16 protein-coding genes are annotated in these 19,916 nt (G+C 38.1%); 14 read left to right on the top strand and 2 right to left on the bottom strand.

The genetic code is table 11. The features are described from left to right. Positions 1-23: 23 nt before the first annotated feature. The gene (locus BN358_RS19985; protein ID WP_019230313.1) at positions 24-1,034 is read right to left on the bottom strand and encodes a hypothetical protein; all 1,011 of its coding nucleotides are present in this window, start codon (positions 1,032-1,034) and stop codon (positions 24-26) included. Positions 1,035-1,309: 275 nt separating this feature from the next. Between BN358_RS19985 and BN358_RS19980 the strand changes: the two genes are divergently transcribed. From BN358_RS19980 to BN358_RS19920, 13 genes are all read left to right on the top strand, one after another. Then, positions 1,310-3,343 carry a TRAP transporter permease gene (locus BN358_RS19980; RefSeq protein ID WP_019230312.1) on the top strand — a complete coding sequence of 678 codons (2,034 nt, stop codon included), beginning with the start codon at positions 1,310-1,312 and terminating at the stop codon, positions 3,341-3,343. After that, positions 3,340-4,314, top strand: a complete 975-nt coding sequence (locus BN358_RS19975; RefSeq protein WP_019230311.1) for a TAXI family TRAP transporter solute-binding subunit — start codon at positions 3,340-3,342, stop codon at positions 4,312-4,314. The genes BN358_RS19980 and BN358_RS19975 overlap by 4 nt, the downstream gene beginning before the upstream one ends. Before the next feature lie 26 nt (positions 4,315-4,340). Further along, positions 4,341-5,501 carry a DUF362 domain-containing protein gene (locus tag BN358_RS19970; RefSeq protein ID WP_019230310.1) on the top strand — a complete coding sequence of 387 codons (1,161 nt, stop codon included), beginning with the start codon at positions 4,341-4,343 and terminating at the stop codon, positions 5,499-5,501. Positions 5,502-5,779: 278 nt separating this feature from the next. Then, positions 5,780-6,817 (top strand): tRNA 2-selenouridine(34) synthase MnmH, encoded by a 1,038-nt coding sequence (gene mnmH / locus BN358_RS19965; RefSeq protein ID WP_019230309.1) that lies wholly within the window; start codon positions 5,780-5,782, stop codon positions 6,815-6,817. A gap of 219 nt (positions 6,818-7,036) precedes the next feature. Beyond that, on the top strand, positions 7,037-8,956 hold the full coding sequence (locus BN358_RS19960) for a flavocytochrome c (RefSeq protein ID WP_040584053.1): 1,920 nt from the start codon (positions 7,037-7,039) through the stop codon (positions 8,954-8,956). Between the two features lie 195 nt (positions 8,957-9,151). Further along, complete coding sequence (locus tag BN358_RS19955; RefSeq protein WP_019230307.1) at positions 9,152-9,595, top strand: Hsp20 family protein; 444 nt, start codon at positions 9,152-9,154, stop codon at positions 9,593-9,595. A 145-nt stretch (positions 9,596-9,740) separates the two neighbouring features. After that, positions 9,741-10,106 carry a thioredoxin family protein gene (locus BN358_RS19950; protein WP_019230306.1) on the top strand — a complete coding sequence of 122 codons (366 nt, stop codon included), beginning with the start codon at positions 9,741-9,743 and terminating at the stop codon, positions 10,104-10,106. A gap of 332 nt (positions 10,107-10,438) precedes the next feature. Beyond that, a complete protein-coding gene (locus BN358_RS19945; protein WP_019230305.1) occupies positions 10,439-11,833 on the top strand; it encodes an MATE family efflux transporter in 1,395 nt (464 codons plus the stop codon). Between the two features lie 174 nt (positions 11,834-12,007). Next, positions 12,008-13,543: a sigma-54-dependent Fis family transcriptional regulator gene (locus tag BN358_RS19940; protein ID WP_019230304.1), complete on the top strand. Its 1,536-nt coding sequence runs from the start codon at positions 12,008-12,010 to the stop codon at positions 13,541-13,543. A gap of 306 nt (positions 13,544-13,849) precedes the next feature. Then, positions 13,850-14,668 (top strand): 3-keto-5-aminohexanoate cleavage protein, encoded by an 819-nt coding sequence (locus tag BN358_RS19935; protein WP_019230303.1) that lies wholly within the window; start codon positions 13,850-13,852, stop codon positions 14,666-14,668. Between the two features lie 60 nt (positions 14,669-14,728). After that, the gene (locus BN358_RS19930) at positions 14,729-15,673 is read left to right on the top strand and encodes a 3-hydroxyacyl-CoA dehydrogenase family protein (RefSeq protein WP_019230302.1); all 945 of its coding nucleotides are present in this window, start codon (positions 14,729-14,731) and stop codon (positions 15,671-15,673) included. 13 nt (positions 15,674-15,686) lie between these two features. Then, the gene (locus BN358_RS19925) at positions 15,687-17,060 is read left to right on the top strand and encodes a short-chain fatty acid transporter (RefSeq protein WP_019230301.1); all 1,374 of its coding nucleotides are present in this window, start codon (positions 15,687-15,689) and stop codon (positions 17,058-17,060) included. A 119-nt stretch (positions 17,061-17,179) separates the two neighbouring features. Next, positions 17,180-17,599, top strand: a complete 420-nt coding sequence (locus tag BN358_RS19920; RefSeq protein WP_019230300.1) for a methylglyoxal synthase — start codon at positions 17,180-17,182, stop codon at positions 17,597-17,599. Positions 17,600-17,833: 234 nt separating this feature from the next. Here the strand turns inward: BN358_RS19920 and BN358_RS19915 are convergent, their stop codons facing one another. Continuing rightward, positions 17,834-18,286: a universal stress protein gene (locus BN358_RS19915; protein ID WP_019230299.1), complete on the bottom strand. Its 453-nt coding sequence runs from the start codon at positions 18,284-18,286 to the stop codon at positions 17,834-17,836. Positions 18,287-18,546: 260 nt separating this feature from the next. Between BN358_RS19915 and BN358_RS19910 the strand changes: the two genes are divergently transcribed. Then, positions 18,547-19,740 (top strand): ammonia-forming cytochrome c nitrite reductase subunit c552, encoded by a 1,194-nt coding sequence (locus BN358_RS19910; protein WP_019230298.1) that lies wholly within the window; start codon positions 18,547-18,549, stop codon positions 19,738-19,740. The last annotated feature ends 176 nt before the right edge of the window (positions 19,741-19,916 follow it).

Here is a 19,916-nt window from a genome sequence, read left to right as displayed (position 1 = left end):
ATATGCTAGACATACCAAAAGTATTATGCCGCAGTAACCCTCACAGGATACAAATATTTTACCAGGTTGGAGAATCCGAACTGGCTTGCCAGAAGTGCAGCAACAGTTGTTACTGCAACAACAATTCTGCCATTGACAGGATTTTTTTGAATATCAGTGATGCGGGCTACAAATCCATATAGGGCACCAACTGAGGTTGTATAAACTTCTGCTGTAAGAACCAATGCGTATATTATTTGAGCAAAATATGAAATCTTGCCTGCCACATAAATCATGGGAACTTCGAGCCCTGCGATTTCACTGGCACTTCCTGACAAAGCAAAATAAATCATTACAGATCCCATACCAAGCCCTAAGCCGCCTAATATTGAGCCGTTTCGGATGGCTTTTTTATTTTGAGCTGATGCTCCAAGAGGGCCTAACACTGCAACTGAAAGAATAGTATTATAGGAAACGTACAACACGGCAGCCAAAAACCAATTGTTCATTAATCCGTATTCTCCTGTATTTATTGCTGCATGAGCAATGTCAGGAGAAGTGTTCATTATTGAAAAAACACTGGTGCCTATAACAGCTGCCAATAAAAACGGAACAACAAAACTTATAGAGTTTATAACACCGTTTATTCCTGTCAATACTGTTAATGCTGTAAGAACTGCCATTAATATATTGCCCATGACTCCTGGTAAATTTAGCTGCTGGGTAAATAATGCACCGGTTCCTGCTATCATTGCAGAAAATGATCCGAACAAGAATATGGTTATTATGTAATCAATTACTTTTCCAATTTGGTTCCCGCTTAAATATAAAATTATCTCAACATGAGAACGGGCGTTGAGCTTTTTACCTAAGTCCATAATAATATAACCATATACTATAAACATTACTGTTGAAATAAATAGTCCAACCAATCCCATTGCGCCGAATTTTGAAAAAAATTGAAGCAGTTCCTGACCGGTAGCAAATCCTGCTCCAACAACAGTCCCTATATATGTAGCTGCAACTTTTAAAGTTGATACACCTTTTTTATTCATCTCATCACATCCTAAACTTCATATAGTTAATTGTATAGTTAATTTAATGTTTTATTACTTAATCAGTAGGAGACGCATGAAACATACCTTGTCTTCAATAAAGCAACATAAGGTATAATATATGCATTTTATAAATACAAAATAGCAAAAGGTAAATTATACCATTTATATAAGTGCTTGATTTCACTGACTTTTATGTTATAATGTCATAAATGCCAATTAGCGGTTATAATTATTAAAATACAAATGCATGAATAAAACACGGAGGTGGTTACTTGAAAAAGGATGAAAACAAAAAAACGGAAGACAACTGCATAGATTCTCTTGATGAATTAGTTCATGAGGAAAAAGAACAACTGGATATGGAAGCGAAGCAGCTGGTGGAGAAAGTAGATACCGAAAGCAGAGTAAGGGACTATCATGGACCATGGAAAAATATTATCACTGTACTTTCAGTACTGTGGGTTGTATTCCAGCTATATTACACAACCATTGGTACCATTGAGGCCATAACCTTTAGGGCAATCCATGCAGCCATTTTGCTGGTGTTTTGCTTTTTACTTTACCCATCAGCCATGAAAGAAAATAGAAAGAGAAGCAAACCATCCATATTTGATTTTATATTGATAGGTCTTACATTTTTTGTGTTTACATATTTTGTTCTAAATTACAACAGAATAGCTTTGACCGGTGGATTTGTATCTGATTTTGAAAATATTATTGGTTTAATTGCAATCATTTTGGTTTTTTTTGCAGCAAAAAGAGCAACAGGAGGACTTGTTTGGCTTTCGGCAATATTTCTGGCATATAACTTTATTGGAAGAATGGTACCTGGAACCTTAGGGCACGGAGGATTTTCATTGCCCAGAATCATAGGACATATGTTTTGGGGCAGTCAGGGTATATTCGGCAGCGGAATAGGAGTTTCAGCAACATACATATTTGTATTTATTGTTTTTGGAGCATTCTTAAACTTAAGCGGGTTCAGCCGTCTGGCAAACAATATTTCACTTGCCATGGTTGGAAGATCTGCAGGAGGACCTGCAAAAGTATCTGTGGTAGTTTCCGGCCTAATGGGGATGATAAATGGCTCGGCTGTTGCCAATGTTGCAACCACTGGAATAATAACAATACCTATGATGAAGGATACAGGCTATAAGGCTGAGTTTGCGGGAGCAGTCGAAGCTGCAGCTTCAACAGGAGGACAGTTCCTTCCTCCTGTTATGGGAGCAGTTGCTTTCCTTATGGCTGAGTTCACAGGAGAATCATACTCAGTTGTTGCCATGGCAGCAGCTGTACCGGCTGTGCTGTACTACTTTGGAATGCTTATGGCAGTTCATTTTGAAGCAAAGAAACTTGGGCTTAAGGGCATAGACAAGGAAAATATCCCTAATGCACTAAAGGTTCTGAAAAATGACGGACACCTCATTGCACCGCTGGTATCGCTTCTAGCGTTTATGGGTATGGGATATACACCTTTATTCGCCTGTGTTGTATCAATATTTGTTACAGTAGGGGCAAGCTACTTGAGAAAGCATACCAGAATGGGCCTCAAGACTATAATTAAGGCTTGCGAAGACGGTGTCAGAGGGGTTATAAGCGTAGGTGTAAGCTGTGTTATCATAGGACTCATTGTAGGTACTGTATCACTTACGGGACTTGGACTTAAATTTGGTTATATAATGCTCAGGGTTGTAGGACCGGGGGAACTTCTGAAGGCAGGGGTTATGGTTGCAATCATGAGTATAATACTAGGTATGGGTGTTCCGGGCATAGCTGCTTATGTAATAGTTACAGCTGTTGCTGTACCTGTCATGATTCAGGTTGGTTCACTGCCTATTCCGGCACATTTATTTTGTCTTATGTATGCATCTTTGTCAAATATAACACCTCCTGTGGCTATGTCTGTTTATGTGGCTTCAGGTATTGCAAAATCAGATTTTACCAAAACAGGAATTTTAGCTTGTATGGTGGGACTGTCCGGATTCCTTCTGCCTTTCTTTTTCTTGCTCAACCCCATTCTTCTATTGGGGGTAGCACCTGAAGGTACAGGAACATTCCAGATTGCAATTGCCATAATAGGAGCAGCAGTTGGGATAATATTCCTGTCTGCAGGAACTCAGGGCTGGTACTTAAGAAAAAGCGGTTATATTGAAAGAATTATTTTTATAGCAGTAGGGCTCTTGATGATTCATCCAGGCAGCGGTACAGATATTGTTGGTGCTGCCATGGTTGTTCTGATTACTCTTTATCAGCTATATACGAATAAAAATGACAAAAAAATTATATTTCAAGGAGAAGAGAAATGAAAAAATCAGTTGCATTAATTTTAACACTGGCTATGGTTCTTAGCCTTCTTGTGGGCTGCAGCAGCTCATCAGGTAAAGAAGAAAATGTCTACCTTAAATTTCCTACGGCGTCTACATCCGGGGCAATTTATCCCATAGGTGCAGCAATTGCTAACCTGTGGAGTGAAAAAATAGAAGGTTTAACTGTTTCAGCGGAAGCATCAAACGGCGGTGTACAGAATCTTGGACTTGTGGCAACAGGTGAAGCTCAGATAGGTGTTGCTGTAACCAGCATACTCAGCGATCAAAAAAACGGAAAAGGTGTATTTGAAGGCAAACAATACGAAGGAATGAGAATTCTTACAGCCCTTTATTCAAACTACAATCAGGTTGTTGTATCTGGAGATTCAGGTATTGAAACATTAAAAGATATTAAAGGAAAGGTTTTTGCACCAGGCGCACCTGGAAGTACACCAGAAGTTGAGACTAAAATCCATCTTTCAGCAGCAGGAGTTAATTATCCTGATGATTTTAATGCTCAGTTTGTAAGTTTTACTGAAGCTATTGACCTTATAAGAAACAAGCAGCTTGACGGCGCTTGGATTCAATCCGGTATCCCCACATCTGCAGTAACTGAAATTTGTGCGACTGCAGGAGGTAAACTCATATCACTGGATGAAGATGTTATAGAAAAGCTCACAAACGAATATCCATGGTACAACAGAGATATCATACCTGCTGGAACTTATGAGGGACAGACTGAGGATGTTGTGACAACAAGCATAGTTATTACAATATTTGTGGATGAGAGCGTGCCTGAAGATAAAGTATATGAAATGACAAAGGTGTTGTGGGAAAATATAGAATCCTTGAAAGGCACGCATAATGCAATCAAGAATATTAAGATTGAGGATGCTGTTAAAAACCTGGCTGACATTCCGTTACACGATGGAGCGGCAAGATATTACAAAGAAGCAGGCGTTTTAAAATAAATTTTATTCAGCAAGGGTGTGATGACATGAAGCAGCTGGTTTCTATAAAACACGGCTATGAACCGGCACAGATGGCATATGATGCCATTAAGAGAGTATTTGTTGACGATGCTAAGGGTAAAAAAATTCTTCTCAAGCCTAATGCAGGAAGAAAGGGGAAGGCCAATACAGCACTGTGCACATCTCCTGAAGTTATCAGGGGAGTTATACGCTTCTTTAAGGATCAGGATGCAGGTGAAATACTTGTTGGAGACGGTGCGCTCTGGGGTGTAGATGTCCATGAGGCTATGGAGATGGCTGGAATCACCAATGTTTGTATTGAGGAGAATGTTGACTTTGTAAACCTGGATGATTATCCTCCTGTTACCAAGGAAATTGAGAACGGGATAATGGTTGACAAACTGCGCTTCAGCTCATTGCCATTTCAAATGGATTATGTTGTATCAATACCCGTAATCAAAACTCATATGTATACCGGTGCGACCCTGGGAATCAAAAACATGAAAGGCTGCCTTTATCGTATGGAAAAAACAATTCTGCACAGGATTGATAAGCCCAATCCACAGCCAGAGAAGGGAAAGTGTCTTGATATAGGAATTGGTGACATGTCAACAGTGCTTCTTCCGGATTACGTGGTATTGGATGGTACTACTTGCATGGAGGGCTTTGGACCGGCAGTAGGAAACACAATAAATCTGGATCTGGTTGTCGCAAGCAAGGACCCTACAGCTGCAGACTACGTAGGAATGTCTCTGATGGGAATGGAACCTGCTTCAGTTTCTCATGTGAATATTGTTCAGGAAAGATGCGGCACGTCATCATATGAGGAAATTCTGGCAGAGCCTGAAGATTACCTTAAGTATTCAAAGAAGTTTCAAACTGCTGATATGACAAGACTTTCAAATCTCTATCCATATATTGATGTCATTGAGAAGGGTACATGCAGTGCCTGCAGTGCAACAATTATGGCTTTTATTAAAAATCATGGCAGCAAATTTGATGATAACAACAGACTTGTTTTAGCTACAGGGAAAGACCTGGAGGCTGAAGATCTTCTTAAGGAGTGTCTGGTGCTTGTTGGTAACTGTGCCGGTCAATCAGGAAACGGAATGCCATTTTGCAAGGGATGTCCGCCTGTTGGTTCAGGAATACTGAAGTTTATAGAAGAACAAAAAAATAATGATTAGGTTCTTTAACAGGGACAGGAGACTTTTCTATTTATGTTAATGACATATAGTCATCCTGAACGATAGTGAAGGATCTCATCTTTATTAAAAAAATGAGATTCTTCGAGCAAGCTCTCAGAATGACAGTGAACAAATGTATCGTTTTTCTGACAGAGGACGTTTCCTCTGTCTTTTTTATTTGTAGTTGATAATATATAAAAATATGTTATAATTAAAAACGCAAATTAAACTATCAAGAGAATTTTTTTTCGGAAAGTAGAAATGAAAGGAATACATACTTGAATACATTGAAATACACTGAAGCAAAAGAGAAATTTTTTTTCATAGATGTAAGGAGTCCTTCGGAATATGAGGATGATACAATAACAGGTGCCATAAATATACCCCTGATGAGTGACGAGGAACGAAAGCTTATAGGTACCACTTATGTCCAGGTTGGTAAGACAGAGGCCAAAAGGCTTGGAGTAAATCTCATTTCTCCAAAAATGCCTGAAATGTTTGAACAGGTAATAGACTTAAAATATAAGCACGGGCAGCTGGCAGCATTTTGTGCAAGGGGAGGATACAGAAGCACTTACTTTGCATCTGTGTTCAGTTCAATTGGCATACCCGTTTTCCAGTTAGAAGGCGGATATAAAAGTTATCGCAGCGAAGTTATTGAGGCACTTCCAAAACTCAACGACAATGTCAATTATATTATGCTTAATGGAAATACTGGTGTCGGTAAAACAAATATACTGCAAAGTCTAAGAAATCTCGGATGTTCAGTTTTGGACCTGGAGGGTGCTGCAAATCACAGGGGTTCCATGCTTGGAAGCATTGGTATAGGCAAATGCAATTCTCAAAAAAAATTTGAAACAAAGATTTATGACCAATTGATTAAAGCCGATGATAATTTCGTGTTTGTTGAAGCTGAGAGCCAAAAAATAGGAAGCGTATCAATACCAAAATTCATTTCTGATAAAATGAGAAATGGAATTCAGATTTTCATTGAAGCTGATATACAAGACAGGATAGAAAACCTGAAAAAAGATTATACCATAAGTGATGACTGGATTTCAGAATCAATAAGAGCCATGGACATGCTAAATAAATATATTTCCAAAGACAGACTGGAAACATTGAAGAATGAAATTTCTATGGGAAATTTTGATATTGTTGCAAGGGAACTCATGGAAAAATACTACGACCCAATGTACAATTTTAAGTCTGACAAAATTAACTATGCTGCCAAATTTAAAACAAGCACAGACAGTGACGCAACAGCCATGGAAATACTAAAATGGTACGAAAAGGACATAAAAACAAAACAATAGTCAAGGAAATTATGTATTTTATGAATATATAGACTAATAGTAGAAAAAATATGCGGAGAACAATTTGTCCGCATATTTTTTTTATAGTTGTAAATACTATACGAAGAAAAAAAGCAATTTAGAAAAATAATGCTTGATAATTATCAAACTATGTTTTATAATGAATTCGTTCACAGAACGTGTTCACTGAAAACAATTGGAGGAGTATTCATGAAAAAAATGAAGAGAGTATTAAGCATCATCCTGGTTGTTGCTATGGTATTTAGCATCGTTGGATGTGCGAAGACACAAACACCAGAAGAGCCAAAGGTTGAAGCAATATTCAAACCTGGAACTTATGAAGGAGAAGCTGATGGCTTCCATGGAAAAATTATAGCTAAAGTTACTGTTACTGAAACAGACATAACTGATATTACTGTAGAACATTCTGAAACTGCAGGTCTTGGGGACAAAGCAGTTGAAAAAATTGTTCTTGGAGTAAAAGAAACTGACTCACTTAACGTGCCAATGGTATCTGGTGCAACATATTCAAGCACTGGTATCCTGGCAGCAATTACAGCTGCATTGGAAAAAGCAGGTGCTGATATTGAAGCTTTGAAAAATAAAGAAGTTGAAGGCGCTAAAGCTGCAGAAGATGTTGAAAAAACAGCTGATGTTATAATAGTAGGTGCCGGCGGAGCAGGTCTTGCAGCAGCAGTAACAGCTCACCAGAACGGTGCTTCTGTAATAATTATTGAAAAGATGCCTCAGGTTGGAGGAAATACAATTATTTCCGGTTCAGCATTCAATTCAGCTGACCCTGACAGACAGGCAACTTTGGAAATGACTGATCTTGAAAAGAAGACTGTTGAAGGAATCATTGCTGCAGAGCAAACTGATCCAATAGTAAAAGAGTGGCAGGCAACATTGAAGACAGAATATGAAGCATATCTTTCTTCAGGAAAAACAACATTGTTTGACTCACCTACACTCCACAAACTTCAGACATACAACGGCGGAGATAAACAGGGTAAGCCTGAACTTATAAGCACATTTACTGACAACACACTTCCAGCTATAGAGTGGCTAGAAAGTCTGGGAATGGAATTCAAGGATTCTGTGTTTACAGTTCTTGGAGCACTTTGGAACAGATCACATAAACCTGTAAAACCGCTTGGAACAGGATATATTGAAACATACATGAATTACATTGAAGCTAACAAAAACGACATCGAAGTTATGGTTGATACAACTGCAAAAAGCTTCATAGTTGATAATGGCGCTGTTACTGGCGTTAATGCAGAATTCGGCGGAGCAAAAGTTACACTTCATGCAAACAAAGGTGTAATTCTTGCAGCAGGCGGTTTCGGTGCTAACGTAGATATGCGTGAAGAGTACAATACATTGTGGCCTTCACTGAAAGATGTTAAGACTACTAACCAATCAGGAGCTACTGGAGACGGTACTGTAATGGCAGAGGAAATTGGAGCATCATTGGTTGGAATGGAATATATTCAGCTTCTTCCAATGGGAGATCCTGTAACAGGAAGTCTTAGCGGAAACATTGAGCAAGGAGTTCAAAACCGTATATTTGTTAACAAAGAGGGAAACAGATTTGTTGACGAAGGAGCAAGAAGAGACGTTATGACTCAGGGTCTTATGGAACAAACTGATGCTTATATGTGGGTTATAGTTGACCAGCATTCATACCCAACTGGAGACACTAAGAACAACTTCAACGAAACAATTGACGATTTAGTTGCAGCTGGAAGAGCATTTAAGGGAAACACTCTTGAAGAACTTGCAGCACAAATCGGTGTTGACCCAGCAAACCTGGTAAACGCAGTTGATACATTCAACAAAGCAGTAGACGGAACAGTATCTGATGAATTCGGAAGAACATTGTTTGCTGATAAAATTGATACAGCTCCATTCTATGCAGGCGCTCGTGTACCAACAGTTCACCATACAATGGGCGGAGTTGAAATCACACCATCTGCACAGGTTTTAGATAAAGACGGCAACATCATAAAAGGACTTTACGCTGCAGGAGAAGTTACTGGAGGAATCCACGGAACTAACAGACTTGGCGGAAATGCATTGGCTGACATAGCTGTATTCGGAAGAATTGCAGGCGAAAGCGCAGCTTTAGCAAAATAATATCACTTGATACCCCCGGTTGCGGAGCACATGCTACGTGGCCGGGGTTTCTTATTATTGAAAAATTTAATGGTTTTTTGATTAAAATTTGTATTTTGGGGTATATAATATTATAGAAAAGCTGAATATTTGTTCAGTTTTTTTGCACGAAAAATCTTGGCTGATTATAATTTTTTTAAAAAGGAGATGTTAAATATGTCAGGATTAGTACCATTCAACAAAAGAAGAGATTTGCTGAATACAAACTTTGGAGATTTCAGCAATATGGTGGATGACTTTTTCAGTGAAGGCTTCCCATTTGGAAGAAATCTCGAAAAAGATACATTTAAGCTTGATGTTCAGGAAAAGGAAAATGAATATCTCGTTGAAGTAGAACTTCCAGGTGTTAAAAAAGAGGAAATAAACCTGGAATTAAACCAGGGAAGGCTTACAATTACTGTTAAAAAAGAAGAAAAGGTCGAAGAGGAAAAGAAAAATTACATCCACAGAGAAAGACGTTCAAGCTCAATGAGCAGAAGCGTATATTTGTCGGACACAAAGCCAGAGGGTGTAAAAGCAGCCCTCAATGATGGTGTCTTGACCGTTACAGTACCTAAAGAGGCTAAACAAAATATGTCAAACAAAATAAATATTGATTAATTGAAATGCGCTGAGATACCAGCGCATTTTTGTTTGTGTTTAAGAACATATTAGTGACTTTGTTACTGTTATATTTATTTGAACTGATATAATAAGCACATAAGAATTCAGCTGACATGATCAGCCATTATATAAGGAGACTATTATGCTTAATACAAATTTGAAACATTTGCAAACTGCCAGTGAACTGGAGAAAACTATAAAAGAAAATGAAAATGTAATGGTATGCTGCGGAAGAATGGGACCAATGTGCATTCCTGTTTATGGGGCTATGGAAAGAATTGAAGGAGATTATCCTGATGTGGCTTTTTATGACATGGAATTTGATAACCCTGAATCAAAAATAATCAGAAGCCTTCCGGAATGTAAGAATTTCAGAGGACTTCCATTCACTGTATATTACAAAAATGGCGAAGTTGTTGCTGCAACACCAAGCATTCAGACAAAAGATCAGATTACTGAAATTATAGAAAGAGAATTTATCGCAAAAGAAGAAAAAAAGAATGCTTAATTGAAAAATGATTTGAATGACATGGAAACGGGGTGTTGGCAAAAGGTGACAACAACCCCGTCCCCTTGTCACTAAATATATTTTTATGAAAACATTGACCTGCAATTGACTTATGCTGGAAATTCTAATATAATAAATTTGTTATTGAAGAGTAAATCTCTTATGGATATGGATTCAGCGTAAGGTTGCATTGCCGTAATCCGTTCTGAACGTTAAGTTTTGGGTGGATTTTTTTATGCCTTTAAATACATAGACATTAAATTGCTTCCGACGTATGACAGTTACAGACTATAACGGTATGCATATAATAATGTTATATTGAAAGGATAATTATGAAGGACTTATTAAAAAAAGAATATATTTTTACAAACAGAAATTTAATGCAGCTATTGTTTCCGCTTATAATTGAACAGTTTTTGGCTGTTGCCGTGGGAATGGCCGACTCAATCATGGTTGCAAGCGTAGGTGAAAGCGCAGTGTCTGCCGTGTCACTGGTAGATTCAGTAAACATTCTTCTTATCAATATCTTTGCAGCTTTAGCCACAGGAGGTGCTGTAGTTGCCGGACAATATCTTGGACAGAAAAACAGCGATAAATCCTGTGAGGCAGGAGAACAGCTGCTCGTATTTGTAACATTCATTTCACTCATTATAATGACAGTCATGTATGCAGGAAGAAATTTCATTCTTAATGTTGTTTTTGGTTCCATTGCTCCTGATGTTGCCTCTTATGCCAACACATACATGCTCATTGTTTTTGCAAGTATTCCATTTATAGCTCTCTACAACAGCGGCGCTGCATTGTTCAGAGCAATGGGAAATTCTAAAATTACAATGGTAACATCTATTATTATGAATGCAATTAACGTCATAGGAAATGCAGTCATGATTTACGGATTCCACAGGGAAGTTGAAGGCGTTGCCATACCAACTCTTGTTTCAAGAGCTGTGGCTGCAATATTGATTGTAGCTCTTCTTAGAAACGAAGAATTGGTTATTCATGTAAGCAGGAAATTCAAATATAAATATGATAAGAAAATGGTTCATGACATACTCCATATTGGTATTCCAAACGGTGTTGAAAACAGCATGTTCCAGCTTGGAAAAATATTGCTTTTGAGTGTTGTTGCGGGATTTGGAACAGCTTCAATCACAGCAAATGCCGTTGGGAACTCCGTGTCAAGTTTTGGAATACTTCCCGGAGCAGCAATCGGTCTTGGACTTATAACTGTTGTCAGCCAGTGCGTGGGAGCAGGAGATTATGAGCAAGTAAGGTATTACACTAAAAAGTTATTGACCTATGCTTATATTTCATTAATTGTATTAAATTTAAGCATTATACTGGCAACACCAGCCATATTGAAACTGTTTAACTTATCTGAAGAAACAGCTGCCATGGCAAAACAGGTAATTGTTTTTCACAGTGTGAATGCGTGTCTCATTTGGGCTTTGTCATTTACGCTGCCTAATACTCTAAGAGCCGCAAGTGATGCCCGTTACACTATGGTTGTGGGAGTTGGTTCCATGTGGACAACAAGAATAGGATTTGGAATATTTTTAGCCAAGTTTATGAACATGGGAATGTTTGGGGTATGGGTTGCCATGATTCTTGACTGGGTGGTAAGAAGTGCGTTCTTCTTGGCCCGCTACAGGGGAAACAAGTGGGAATCAAAGAAGGAAACACCAGAAGGGCATGCTGCTGATGAAGCAGCTTATGATACAATATAAATATAAGCAATCCTGAAGTATCAGGATTGTTTTTTTTGTGATTATTAATAAAGAGCATATGTTTTGAAATATTGACATATTTTGAAATTTCCATTAAACTTATGTGCATGGGACCGTTTACAGGTTTATGACAAATTACAAATACCGGGATTTTCCGTAAGCTGAAGGGGACATATGGGAAAAGAAGTTAATGTGAAATTAATAAAGCAGGAAATTGATGAAATTTATGAAATAATCGAAAAATTGAATATAAAAAGCGAAACAATGGATGCATTGCGACAGAAATTTGATAAAGTTGAAGAAACATATGATGATTTCATGGACAACTATTTAGACTTCATAGAAATAAGCGACCATTTATATGATGGAATTTACATATCAGACGGAACAGGAAGGACAATTTTTGTCAATGATGCCTATTCCCGATTTACGGGAATAACGAAGGATGAGGTTATAGGGAGAAATGTGCTTGACATTTCCCGTGAAGGCAAATTGTACAAGGGTGCTGTAACAATGGAGGTAATAAAGAGAAAAGAAATGGTCAACTCTCTTGGTAAAAGCCTTGTTAACGGCAAGGATCTTCTTGTTACAGGCTCTCCAATATTTGATGAACATGGGGAAGTCAAGCTTGTTGTAATAAACAACAGAGACATAAGCGACCTCAAGGAACTGGAGCTTAAAAATGCAGAGCTTCAAAATGACAAGCAAAGAGCAAATCAGGAAATAGAATTCTTAAGAAAGCAGCAAACTTCTAAAATAAAAATAGTTCATGAAGGCGAAAGCATGAAGGCGGTCATGGATATGGTGAACATGATAGCCCCTACAGATGTTACCGTACTCATAACTGGAGAATCAGGCACCGGCAAGGAAGTAATAGTGGATGAAATTTATTCAAGGAGCTTGAGAAAAAACAAGCCCCTTATAAAAGTAAATTGTGCAGCCATACCTGGAGAACTTCTGGAGTCAGAGCTTTTTGGATATGAGGGAGGAGCATTTACCGGTGCCAGAAAAACAGGTAAAATGGGAATGTTTGAACTGGCAAACGAAGGAACCATACTTCTTGATGAAATAGGCGAAATGAGCATGAAGCTACAGTCAAAGCTTTTGAGAGTTCTTCAGGGCAGAGAAATTGTAAGAATCGGTGGCAACAGCCCAATCAAGCTTGATATAAGGGTGATTGCTTCAACAAACAGGGATTTACATGAAGAAATAAAAGCAGGAAAGTTCAGGGAAGATTTGTTCTACAGACTTAATGTAGTTCCCATAAAACTTAAGCCTCTTAGAGAAAGAAAAGAGGAAATACAAAGCCTTTCCAATGAATTTTTAAGCAAGTACAACAAAAAATACAACAAATCCACTGAACTTGAAGAAGATGCCATGAAGCTTCTGGAAATGTACAAATGGCCTGGAAACATAAGAGAATTGGAAAATTTAATTGAGAGACTGGTTGTCATAAACAAGGACGGTTTAATCAGGTCTGACAGTCTGGCATCGCTGCTGGATATCGAGAAAAATGATGTCAAGCAATATATAACTAAAAACAAAGACGGAAAAACAAATCTTAAGGAAGCAGTCCGCAGTCTGGAACGAGAAATAATAGAAGATGTGATCAAGGAATGCGGATCTGTAAACAAGGCTGCAGCATTTCTTGGCCTTAGTCAGCCGGCTCTGTGGAAAAAGTGCAAAGTATTGAACATAAATGTTAATTAAATAATTAATGAAATTATTAAAAGAATAAGTTTGTCAGAGGAGGCTATAACAAAAGTTATTGATGATATAACTTTTGTTATAGTTTTATTTTAATGGAAAACGTTGCAAAGGCAGCGTGAATTTTAGATATTTGAATTTTATGAAAATAATTTAAATTATATTATAACTTTAGTTATAAGTTTGCGATATAAAAAGACTGTGTGAAGTAATGTTCTTAATTGTTGTAATTTCAATGATTAATAAGAATGTTAAAATGTTGGCACGACTCTTGCTTTATATATAGTCAAACAAATCAAGGAGGAATTAATGAAGACTATTATTACGGTTGCTCCAACAGGAGCCTGGCCAACAAAGGAAAACAACCCTAACTTGCCAATGACACCAAAAGAAATTGCCGAAGATGTTTATGAATGCTACAAAGCAGGGGCTGCTGTTGCACATCTTCACATGAGAGATGATGCAGGCAAAGGAACAATGAGTAAGGAAAAATTCCAGGAAACAGTGAAACTCATAAGAGAAAAATGCGACATAGTATTAAATCTCACAACATCAGGGGACTTAAACGCAACTGATGAAACAAGACAAGCTCATTTAAAGGCAATAAAGCCTGAACTTGCTTCTTATGACTGCGGTTCTATGAACTGGATGAACAACAGCCTGTTCATAAACCATCCTAAGTTCCTGGAGGAACTTGGAATGACAATGCAGGAAAACGGCGTAAAACCTGAAATAGAAATTTTTGATGCAGGCATGATCTACAATTCACTTTACTACCTTAAGCAAGGAGTATTAAAAGCACCGCTTCATTATCAGTTTGTGCTTGGAGCAGCAGGAGGAACAGCTGCTACAGTTGAAAACCTTGTGTATCTTAAAAATTTGATTCCTGAAGGATCAACATGGTCAGCTCTTGGCATAGGAAAAGGACATGTGCCCATAATGCTTGCTGCCATAGCAATGGGCGGACATGTTCGTGTAGGAATGGAAGACAACGTTCTGTTTGCTCCAAAAGTGCTTGCAGATTCTAATGCTCAGTTTGTAACAAGAGCAGCAAACATCATCAGAGAATCAGGCAATGAAGTTGCAACACCGGACGAAGCAAGAGAAATACTGGGACTTAAGAAGTAATATAATAAGTTTAGGGAAAATAAAGGGTAGCAATAATTGAGCAAAAAGAGAGGCATATAAATGATAAAAAAAATAGCTGTACTTGGTGCAGGAACCATGGGGCATGGCATTGCTGAAACATTCGCCATGTTCGGATACCCTGTCAATTTATTTGAAACAAGTGAAAAAATGAGAAATTCGGTAAAAGACATAATAAGAGCTGAACTGGATTTTGCAGCTGAAAACGGACTCATTGAAAAATCTGAAGTTAATGGAATCCTCGACAATATTACATTGTATGATGATTTGAAGTCAGCTGTTGAAGATGTTGATTATGTCATAGAAGCAACACCGGAAATCATAGAGCTTAAACAGAGCCTTTTCAAGGAAATTGACGGATACTGCAAAAAAGAAACAATTTTTGCAAGCAATACATCAAGTCTTGCTTTAAATGAAATGATGAAGACAGTATCAGAAGACAGAAAAGAAAAAATGATGGTTTGCCACTGGTACAATCCGGCTCATCTCATGCCGATTGCAGAGCTTTCATTCTTTGGAAACATGAAGGAAGAAACGTTCAAAGAGGTTGAAAAACTGTACAACAATGTAGGCAAACAAACGGTAAAAGTTTTAAAAGATGTTCCGGGTCTCGTGGCAAACAGAATACAGCAGGGCGTTGCCCGTGAAGTGTTCTCACTTATTGAGATGGGTGTCGCCCTGCCTGAAGACATTGACAAGGCGCTGAAGTTCGGACCGGCTTTTAGGTATGCTACTACAGGACAGCTGGAAGTTGCAGATATGGGCGGACTTGATATCTGGTGCACAGTGGGAGACAATCTTTTGTCTGTTATGGACAACAGAAAAGAAGCAAATCCTATATTGAGGCAGAAGGTTTCAGAAGGGAAACTGGGCCTTAAATCCGGCGAAGGATTTTTCGAGTATCCTGCTGACAAAATCAGCGACATAAAGAATGATTTTAATAAGAAATTGATAATTCAATTAAAAACATCAAAAAATTATATTTGATAAGGAGAAAAACATGTCAAAAGAAAGTTCTCAAACATTAGATAGAGGATCGTTTTTGTGGAGATTCAGCAAGAAATTTAATTTTGCAGCAGAAAATATCATACCTGACCCGTTGGTTTTTTGTCTTATATTAACAATACTGGTATTTGCAGCAGGAGTTATATTTACTGATTACGGCGTAATGGGAATGCTTACTTCATGGTATAACGGAATTTGGTCACAGATTGCATTTGCATTCCAGATGTCATTTATGGTTGTAACATGTGCAGTTACAGCAAGATCGAGACAAGTTAAAAGTGGACTTAAAAAATTTGCAAAATTAGTCAGCACTCCAACAGCAGCAGTTATATTGCTGATGGCATTCGGATACGCATCAAGTTTTCTGAACTGGGCTTTTTGTACAATAGTTACCCCAATATTGGCAATGCAGCTTACCAAAAATGTTAAAGGGCTGCATTTTCCAATGCTTATAGCAGCAGGATATTCAACAATGTGTCTGGGCCAGTGCCTTGGACCAAGCGCATCAGTATACGCTTTGCTTGCAGGAAAGGACCACTTCCTGGTGGACAAAATAGGAGTTCTCACTCAAAGCGTTACTACATACAATCCAATGAACGTAATAGTTTGGATTATACTTGCAGTAGGAACAATAATCCTTACATTAAAAACAATGCCGCCAAAAAGTGAAGTCGTGGAATATCAGGCCGCAGATGATGACGATGAAGTTGAAATTGAAGAACCAAAAAATACATTTGCTGACAAGATGAACGGAAGCAGAGTAATAATGACACTGATAGGTATAGCTGGACTTGTAAATATAGTTTTCACATTCATGAAAAATGGATTCCTTGGTTCATTAAGTCTTAACTTTGTAATATTCATATTCCTTACTGCAAACTTTTTGCTTTACAACACACCATCAAAATTCATAAATGCATACAGAGATAACTTAAGTCTTGCAACAGACGTTATGATTCAGTTCCCATTCTATGGAGGAATTTCTGGAATGATGGCTGATTCAGGTCTTGGACAGATAATAGTTGGCGGTCTATGCCAGCTGGCAACAGCTTATACATTGCCTGTATTTTCTTACTTATCTGCCTCAGTAGTAAATCTGTTCATACCATCTCAGGGTGGACAATGGATTGTTCAGGGACCAATAATCATGGATGCAGCTTTGAGACTTAATGCAAATGTTCCTCATGTTGTCAATGCCTTCGTATATGGTGATGAAGCAACAAACCTGCTTCAGCCTTTATATGTAATTCCAGCATTGTCAGTTGTTGGAATGAAACTGAAGGACGTTTGGGGTTACATGGCATTTATATGGCTGTTCTGGTGCATAGCAACAGTCTTAGGACTGCTCGTAGTACCTATGTTTGTTTAATACATTGTAATTCTCCCGCAAAAAAGCATCCGCATAATCGGATGCTTTTTATGTTTATCCTTGACTAAGACATAATAATTATATAGAATGACAGTGATGAAAACAATAAGGGAGTAAACATGAGGAAATTAAATGATATAAAAAAACAAAAGCACATAGCACTTATAGCTCATGACAACAAGAAGGTACAGCTTATTAACTGGATAAAGGAAAACAAGGATTTTCTTTCAACACATTTTCTCTGCGGCACGGGAACAACTGCACGTATGATTATAGAAGAAACATCTCTGCCTGTAAGAGCATTTGAGAGCGGCCCTTATGGAGGAGATCAGCAGATAGGTGCTGCCATAGTTGACGGAAAGATAGATTTTATGATTTTCTTCTGGGATCCTCTTTCTTCTCAGCCCCATGATCCAGATGTAAAAGCACTCTTAAGAATTGCTGTATTGTACGACATACCGGTTGCAATGAATGTTTCATCAGCAGACTTCCTATTGAAATCAAGTTATATGACGGAAGATTATATGAGAGAAAAATAAAATAAGAGATGACAAACCCCGGATGACAAGAACCCCGTCCCCTTGTCATGCGTCCCTTTGTCAAGTAAAAGGGGCTGTTACATTAGTGTTTATTCTCGTCATTCTGAGGGCTTTAGCCGAAGAATCTCATAACTTCAAAATATGAGATCCTTCGCTAGCTCAGGATGACATGAATGCTAATGTAAAAGTCCCTTTTTTATTTTAATAATGCTGCATTGCAACATTAAGACATAGCTACTGATCATCCTCGTTAATTACCAATACAGGACATGGGGCATCTGCTATGACTCTTTGAGTTATGGAGCCCACAAAGAATCTTCTTACTTTTGAATAACCTCTTCTGCTCATTATGATCAAATCTGTTTTATTTTCATCGGCATATTTTATTATTTCTTCATATGGAACGCCTGCAAGAACCTTTTTTTCAACTTTGACGCCTTCTGTATTGACAATTCCCTCAAATACATCAAGCATCTTTGTTTGGTTTTCCAAAAGCATTGCTGAAATCTGAGCGTGGTTTACAGGAAGGGTAACAACACCGTCTCCCATGTAGGCGAATTTTCCTCTCACATCTGCCACGCTTAAAAACACAATATCGCCTCCATACTTTCTTGCAATATGGACTGCCTTTATTGCAGCTTTTTCAGAAGCTGCGGACCCATCAACCGGAACAAGTATTTTATTCATAATTCCTCCTTTATGATAATTAATCATTTAATAATATAAAGAATTTATATTTATATGATTAATATACCACAAATAAAAAAATCTAAGCACAATTTTGCAATTGTTTTATATGCAACTAAATATAACAGGTTATTAAAGGTATTTTAATAAACGTCACATAATTCTATTTAAATTGACAATATTATTATAATTTGCTAATATTAACTTGCATAAATAATTCTTTACTTACATAATCTAACAAGGCATTATGGAGGTAATATATGAAAAAATTTGGTAGGACAATTTTAGTAGTTGCATTTGCTGTTGCAGTGTTGTCCTTGTCTGCATGCACATCAAAGGATAACCCTGCTGAGCCGGAAGGTATAGTACCTCCACAGGCTTGGGCAGAAAAATATCCGTCAATTGTCGCATCCTTCGAAAAAAATGCTGAAATGACAGCAACAAAATACGGCGGAAGCGAACCTTATTCTTATCTGGAAAAATACCAGTTTTTAAGTCTCTTTTATGAGGGATACGGATTTTCAAAACAATATGACAGAGCCAGAGGGCACGTCTACACATTAGAGGATGTTCTCGAAACTGACAGGCCTAAAAAGGGAGCAAGCTGCTTTGCATGCAAGACACCTGATTTTGTTGCACAGCTTAACAGCCAAGGTGTAGAATTCAACTCAATGGACTTTGAGGAAGCATCAAAGTATATGACAAACAGCATAACGTGCTATGACTGCCATATGGAGGAGCCGGGTGTAATAAACCTCACTCTCACACATTTGACTGACAAGCTGGAAAATGTTGACAGAGAGTATAAGGATACAACGCTTGTCTGTGCACAGTGCCATGTTGAATATTATCAGGACCCTGAAACCATAGCAATTACGCTGCCTTGGAACAACGGACTTGATGCCGACAGCATGATTGCATATTACGATGAACGTGGGTATTCCGACTGGGTTCATCCCCAGACAGGTACACCTCTTTTGAAAGCGCAGCATCCGGAATTTGAAACATACCAGACAGGTATACACGGAAATCTTTCGTGCGTGGATTGTCACATGGAAGAAACAGAAGAAAACGGAGAAACTGTAAAATCTCATCAGTGGACCAGCCCTCTTCTCACAAGCATGGAAGATACATGCATAAAGTGTCACGCTGGTGAATCAAAGGAAAGTCTGACTGCCAAGGTTGAAGCTATTCAAAAGCCTGTTTATGATAAAACTCTGGCTGTTGCAGACAATATCACAAAGCTTATAGAAGAACTTAGTAAAGTGGTTAAGGAAGGAACAAAGTCAGAGGAAGAACTTGATGCTGTAAGAAAGCTTCACAGGGAAGCACAGTTTAAATGGGATTTTGTGTTTGTTGAAAACGGCGAGGGGTTCCACAATCAGGAGCTTGCACACAAGCTTCTTGATGAAGCAAACCAGCTGGCCCTGGAAGGATTAGAACTGTTGAAGTAAATATAAGGGAGCTATTGATAAACCCTGACGCTGTCATCCTGAACGATAGTGAAGGATCTTATCTTTTTTGAAAACAGGAGATTCTTCAGGCTGCGCCCTCAGAATGACAACGTCGAAAATTACCTTGTTATCAACATTGGAGCTATTATTATAGCTCCTTTAATATAAGGAGATTA

It is taken from the genome of Sedimentibacter sp. B4 (assembly GCF_000309315.1).
GTDB lineage: Bacteria > Bacillota > Clostridia > Tissierellales > Sedimentibacteraceae > Sedimentibacter > Sedimentibacter saalensis.
This window is presented reverse-complemented; position numbering and strand designations above follow the sequence as displayed.

What these genes read in the sequence shown, in the direction of transcription:
- BN358_RS19960 (WP_040584053.1), top strand. Translation starts at nt 7,037, where the DNA reads ATGAAGAGAGTATTAAGCATCATCCTGGTTGTTGCTATGGTATTTAGC.
- BN358_RS19940 (WP_019230304.1), top strand. Translation starts at nt 12,008, where the DNA reads ATGGGAAAAGAAGTTAATGTGAAATTAATAAAGCAGGAAATTGATGAA.
- BN358_RS19950 (WP_019230306.1), top strand. Translation starts at nt 9,741, where the DNA reads ATGCTTAATACAAATTTGAAACATTTGCAAACTGCCAGTGAACTGGAG.
- BN358_RS19920 (WP_019230300.1), top strand. Translation starts at nt 17,180, where the DNA reads ATGAGGAAATTAAATGATATAAAAAAACAAAAGCACATAGCACTTATA.
- BN358_RS19925 (WP_019230301.1), top strand. Translation starts at nt 15,687, where the DNA reads ATGTCAAAAGAAAGTTCTCAAACATTAGATAGAGGATCGTTTTTGTGG.
- BN358_RS19970 (WP_019230310.1), top strand. Translation starts at nt 4,341, where the DNA reads ATGAAGCAGCTGGTTTCTATAAAACACGGCTATGAACCGGCACAGATG.
- BN358_RS19945 (WP_019230305.1), top strand. Translation starts at nt 10,439, where the DNA reads ATGAAGGACTTATTAAAAAAAGAATATATTTTTACAAACAGAAATTTA.
- BN358_RS19985 (WP_019230313.1), bottom strand. Translation starts at nt 1,034, where the DNA reads ATGAATAAAAAAGGTGTATCAACTTTAAAAGTTGCAGCTACATATATA.
- BN358_RS19915 (WP_019230299.1), bottom strand. Translation starts at nt 18,286, where the DNA reads ATGAATAAAATACTTGTTCCGGTTGATGGGTCCGCAGCTTCTGAAAAA.
- BN358_RS19955 (WP_019230307.1), top strand. Translation starts at nt 9,152, where the DNA reads ATGTCAGGATTAGTACCATTCAACAAAAGAAGAGATTTGCTGAATACA.
- BN358_RS19975 (WP_019230311.1), top strand. Translation starts at nt 3,340, where the DNA reads ATGAAAAAATCAGTTGCATTAATTTTAACACTGGCTATGGTTCTTAGC.
- BN358_RS19930 (WP_019230302.1), top strand. Translation starts at nt 14,729, where the DNA reads ATGATAAAAAAAATAGCTGTACTTGGTGCAGGAACCATGGGGCATGGC.
- BN358_RS19935 (WP_019230303.1), top strand. Translation starts at nt 13,850, where the DNA reads ATGAAGACTATTATTACGGTTGCTCCAACAGGAGCCTGGCCAACAAAG.
- BN358_RS19910 (WP_019230298.1), top strand. Translation starts at nt 18,547, where the DNA reads ATGAAAAAATTTGGTAGGACAATTTTAGTAGTTGCATTTGCTGTTGCA.